Here is a 4909-nt window from a genome sequence, read left to right as displayed (position 1 = left end):
ACGCGTCCGCAGGTCATCAGCGAGATCCACGAGCAGTACCTGGCCGCCGGCGCCGACCTGATCGAGACCAACACCTTCGGCGCCACGCGCGTGGCGCAGGAGGACTACAAGATGGCCGGGCTGGCCTACGAGATGAACGTCGAGGCGGCGAAGCTCGCGCGCGCCGCCTGCGACAAGTACAGCACGCCGGACAAGCCGCGCTTCGTGGCCGGCGCGTTCGGCCCCACGCCCAAGACCGCCAGCATCTCGCCGGACGTCAACGATCCCGGCGCGCGCAACGTCAGCTTCGAGGAGCTGCGCCAGTCCTACTACGAGCAGGGCAAGGGGCTGCTCGAAGGCGGCGCCGACGTGTTCCTGGTCGAGACCATCTTCGACACGCTCAACGCCAAGGCCGCGCTGTTCGCCATCGACCAGTTGTTCGAGGACACCGGCGAGCGCCTGCCGGTGATGATCTCCGGCACCGTGACCGACGCTTCCGGCCGCATCCTGTCGGGCCAGACCGTGGAGGCGTTCTGGAACAGCCTGCGCCACGCGCGCCCGATCACGTTCGGCCTGAACTGCGCGCTCGGCGCCACGCTGATGCGCCCGTACATCGCCGAGCTGGCCAAGATCTGCGACGCGGCGGTGTCGTGCTACCCGAACGCCGGCCTGCCCAACCCGATGAGCGACACCGGCTTCGACGAAACCCCGGAAGTCACCTCGTCGCTGGTGGACGAGTTCGCCGCCTCCGGCCTGGTCAACCTGGTGGGCGGCTGCTGCGGCACCACGCCCGAGCACATCGCCGCCATCGCGCAGCGCGTGGCCAGCCGCAAGCCGCGCACCTGGCCCGGCCAGTACCGCGACAGCGGCAGCGACGACGCAGCCGCAGCGTGAACCCGCCGCGCGCCCACGAGCCCACCGAACAAGACCAAGCCATGACCCAAGCTACCCTGCCGCCGCGCCCGATGCGCCTGTCCGGCCTCGAACCCTTCACCATCGACGAGGACACGCTGTTCGTCAACGTCGGCGAGCGCACCAACGTCACCGGCTCCAAGGCCTTCGCGCGCATGATCCTCAACGGCCAGTTCGACGAGGCCCTGGCGGTGGCGCGCCAGCAGGTCGAGAACGGCGCGCAGATCATCGACATCAACATGGACGAGGCCATGCTGGACTCCAAGGCCGCCATGATCCGGTTCCTCAACCTGATCGCCTCGGAGCCGGACATCGCGCGCGTGCCGATCATGCTGGACTCGTCCAAGTGGGAAGTGATCGAGGCCGGCCTGCAGTGCGTGCAGGGCAAGCCGGTGGTCAACTCGATCTCGCTCAAGGAAGGCGAGGCGCAGTTCCGCCACCACGCCGGGCTGATCCGCCGCTACGGCGCCGCCGCCGTGGTGATGGCGTTCGACGAGAAAGGCCAGGCCGACACCTACGCGCGCAAGACCGAGATCTGCAAGCGCAGCTACGACATCCTCGTGGGCGAGATCGGCTTCCCACCCGAGGACATCATCTTCGACCCGAACATCTTCGCGGTGGCGACCGGCATCGAGGAGCACAACAACTACGCGGTGGACTTCATCGAGGCCACCGCGTGGATCAAGCAGAACCTGCCCTACGCCAAGGTCAGCGGCGGCGTGTCCAACGTGTCGTTCTCGTTCCGCGGCAACGACGCGGTGCGCGAGGCTATCCACACCGTGTTCCTGTACCACGCGATCAAGGCGGGCATGGACATGGGCATCGTCAACGCCGGCCAGCTCGGCGTGTACGACCAGCTCGACCCCGAGCTGCGCGAGCGCGTGGAAGACGTGGTGCTCAACCGCCGCGAGGACGCCACCGACCGCCTGCTCGAGATCGCCGACCGCTTCAAGGGCGGCGGCGCCAGGAAGGAAGAGAACCTGCTGTGGCGCGGCACGCCCGAGAACCCGGTGCCGGTGGGCGAGCGCCTGGCGCACGCGCTGGTGCACGGCATCACCACGTTCATCGTCGAGGACACCGAGGAAGTGCGCCAGCAGGTCGAGGCGCGCGGCGGCCGCCCGATCGAGGTGATCGAAGGCCCGCTGATGGACGGCATGAACATCGTGGGCGACCTGTTCGGCGCCGGCAAGATGTTCCTGCCGCAGGTGGTCAAGAGCGCGCGCGTGATGAAGCAGGCGGTGGCCCACCTGCTGCCCTACATCGAGGAGGAGAAGCGCCTGCTGGCCGAGGCCGGCGGCGACGTCAGGGCGCGCGGCAAGATCATCATCGCCACGGTCAAGGGCGACGTGCACGACATCGGCAAGAACATCGTGTCGGTGGTGCTCCAGTGCAACAACTTCGAAGTGGTCAACATGGGCGTGATGGTCCCGTGCAACGAGATCCTGGCGCGCGCCAAGGTCGAGGGCGCGGACATCGTCGGCCTGTCCGGGCTGATCACGCCGTCGCTCGAGGAAATGGCCTACGTCGCCTCGGAGATGCAGCGCGACGACTACTTCCGCATCAAGAAGATTCCGCTGCTGATCGGCGGCGCGACCACCTCGCGCGTGCACACTGCGGTCAAGATCGCGCCCAACTACGAAGGCCCGGTGGTCTACGTGCCGGATGCCTCGCGCTCGGTCAGCGTGGCCTCGAGCCTGCTGTCCGACGAAGGCGCGGCGCGCTACCTCGACGAGCTGAAGACGGACTACGAGCGCATCCGCCACCAGCACGCCAACCGCAAGGCCACGCCGATGGTGACGCTGGCGCAGGCGCGCGCCAACAAGACCAGGCTCGACTGGAGCGCCTACGTGCCGCCCAGGCCGAAGTTCATCGGCCGGCGCGTGTTCCGCAACTACGACCTCGCGGAGCTGGCCAACTACATCGACTGGGCGCCGTTCTTCCAGACCTGGGACCTGGCCGGCAAATTCCCCGACATCCTCAACGACGAGATCGTCGGCGAGTCCGCGCGCAAGGTCTTCTCCGACGGCAAGGCCATGCTGTCGCGCCTGATCCAGGGCCGCTGGCTGAGCGCCAACGGCGTGCTGGCGCTGCTGCCGGCCAACACCGTCAACGACGACGACATCGAGATCTACACCGACGAGAGCCGCAGCCAGGTCGCGCTGACCTGGCACAACCTGCGCCAGCAGAGCGAGCGCCCGGTGATCGACGGCGTGATGCGCCCCAACCGCTGCCTGGCCGATTTCATCGCGCCCAAGGACAGCGGCATCGCCGACTACATCGGCGTGTTCGCGGTCACGGCGGGCATCGGCGTGGACAAGAAGGAAGCCCAGTTCGAGGCCGACCACGACGACTACAGCGCGATCATGCTCAAGTCGCTGGCCGACCGCCTGGCCGAGGCCTTCGCCGAATGCCTGCACGAGCGCGTGCGCCGCGATCTGTGGGGCTACGACGCCGGCGAGGTGCTGACCAACGACCAGCTGATCGAGGAGCGCTACCGCGGCATCCGCCCCGCGCCCGGCTACCCGGCCTGCCCGGAGCACACCGTCAAGGCGCCGATGTTCGACTACCTCAACGCCGCCGAGATCGGCATGGGCATCACCGATTCGCTGGCCATGACGCCGGCCGCGTCGGTGAGCGGCTTCTATCTCGCGCATCCCGAGTCGACGTATTTCTCGGTCGGCAAGATCGGCCAGGACCAGCTCGACGACATGGCCGCGCGCCGCGGCGAGGAACGCAGCGTGCTCGAGCGCGCGCTCGCGCCGAACCTGTAACCGCATCTGCGCGGCGCGCGCGCCGATACGCGCCGATACGCGCCGCCGCCGCGCCGCAAGCCGTTGGGCAGGCAGGGAAAACGCCCGCCCGCGCGCGGCGGCGCGGCCCCGGCGGGGCTTCACCACTCCTTACAAGGCATTACATCTCCTAACAGACCGCGCCGCGGCGCGTCCCTAGACTGGGGGCTCACATCAAGTGAACGCCGCGGCGAGCGTTTCGCCGCGGAGCCAACTGCAAGGAGCCTCTCCATGAACAAACTGCTGATCTCCCTTTCCGCCCTGTCGATCGCCGCCGCTTCGTCGCTGGCCCTGGCGCAAGGTACCGGCGCCGACGCCAAGGCAGGCGCCGCCGGCACCCTGGCGGCGCCCGCGGTGAGCGCGCCCGCGGACAAGGGCGTGGCGGCCGGCGCGGATGTGAACGCGGGCAGCGACAAGGGCGCGGACGCGAAGGCCGGCGCGCACGCCAGGACCGGCAAGCACGTCAGCCACGCCAAGGCCAGGAAGGGCACCGCCGCCGAGACCGGCGCCACGGCCGACACGGGCGCCGCGGCCAAGGTCCAGTAAGCCCGCCAGGGACTGCAGGCCTGCTCTCCTCTCCCGCTTGCGGGAGAGGAGCCGGGGGAGAGGGCCGGAGCATCAACGAAGTCGTCGTCCTCCCGCTCGCGGGCGCAAGCCCGCGCCTCCATTCTCCATCTCCCTTCCGCCCCCTGCCACCGCGCCTTGTCAGCCTTACACCGACATTCCCGCGGCTTTGTAACCACTACAATGTTTTAGTCCACTGGCCCAGTGGGCATGCCCGTTCCGACCGGAACGGCGCATCCATGCCCAGGGAGAGACCCATGATCCGCGTCCTGATCGCCGACGATCACCAGATCGTGCGCGCCGGTCTGCGCCAGTTCATCTCCGACGAGCCCGACATCCGGGTGGAAGGGGAGGCTGCCAGCGGCGACGAAGTCATGACCCGGCTGCGCGAGCACGAGTTCGACGTGGTCGTGCTCGACATCTCGATGCCCGACCGCAACGGCATCGACGTGCTCAAGCTGCTGCGCCAGCGCCATCCCGACCTGCCGGTGCTGATCCTGTCCACCTACCCGGAAGACCAGTACGCCATCAACCTGATCCGTGCCGGCGCCTCGGGCTACCTCACCAAGGAAAGCGCGCCGGACGATCTCGTCAAGGCGATCCGCACCGTGGCCCAGGGCCGCCGCTACGTCAGCGCCACGGTCGCGGACCTGCTGATCGGCGGG

Annotated in this window: 4 protein-coding genes; all 4 read left to right on the top strand. The window is 68.6% G+C overall.

Annotation, left to right across the window (positions count from 1 at the left end; genetic code table 11):
• On the top strand, positions 1-873 hold an 873-nt coding region (locus K206_RS0131690), incomplete at its 5' end, for a homocysteine S-methyltransferase family protein (RefSeq protein ID WP_020206338.1).
• Between the two features lie 41 nt (positions 874-914).
• Positions 915-3662: a methionine synthase gene (gene metH, locus K206_RS0131685; protein WP_081651588.1), complete on the top strand. Its 2748-nt coding sequence runs from the start codon at positions 915-917 to the stop codon at positions 3660-3662.
• 249 nt (positions 3663-3911) lie between these two features.
• Entirely contained in the window at positions 3912-4226 is a 315-nt protein-coding gene (locus tag K206_RS0131680; RefSeq protein ID WP_020206336.1) for a hypothetical protein, read from the top strand.
• A gap of 275 nt (positions 4227-4501) precedes the next feature.
• A partial coding sequence (locus K206_RS0131675; protein WP_020206335.1) for a response regulator transcription factor occupies positions 4502-4909 on the top strand: 408 nt, incomplete at its 3' end.

It is taken from the genome of Cupriavidus sp. WS (assembly GCF_000395345.1).
Lineage (GTDB): Bacteria > Pseudomonadota > Gammaproteobacteria > Burkholderiales > Burkholderiaceae > Cupriavidus > Cupriavidus basilensis_B.
This window is presented reverse-complemented; position numbering and strand designations above follow the sequence as displayed.

Coding starts and splice junctions, on each gene's coding strand:
- K206_RS0131680 (WP_020206336.1), top strand. CDS start 3,912: ATGAACAAACTGCTGATCTCCCTTTCCGCCCTGTCGATCGCCGCCGCT.
- metH (WP_081651588.1), top strand. CDS start 915: ATGACCCAAGCTACCCTGCCGCCGCGCCCGATGCGCCTGTCCGGCCTC.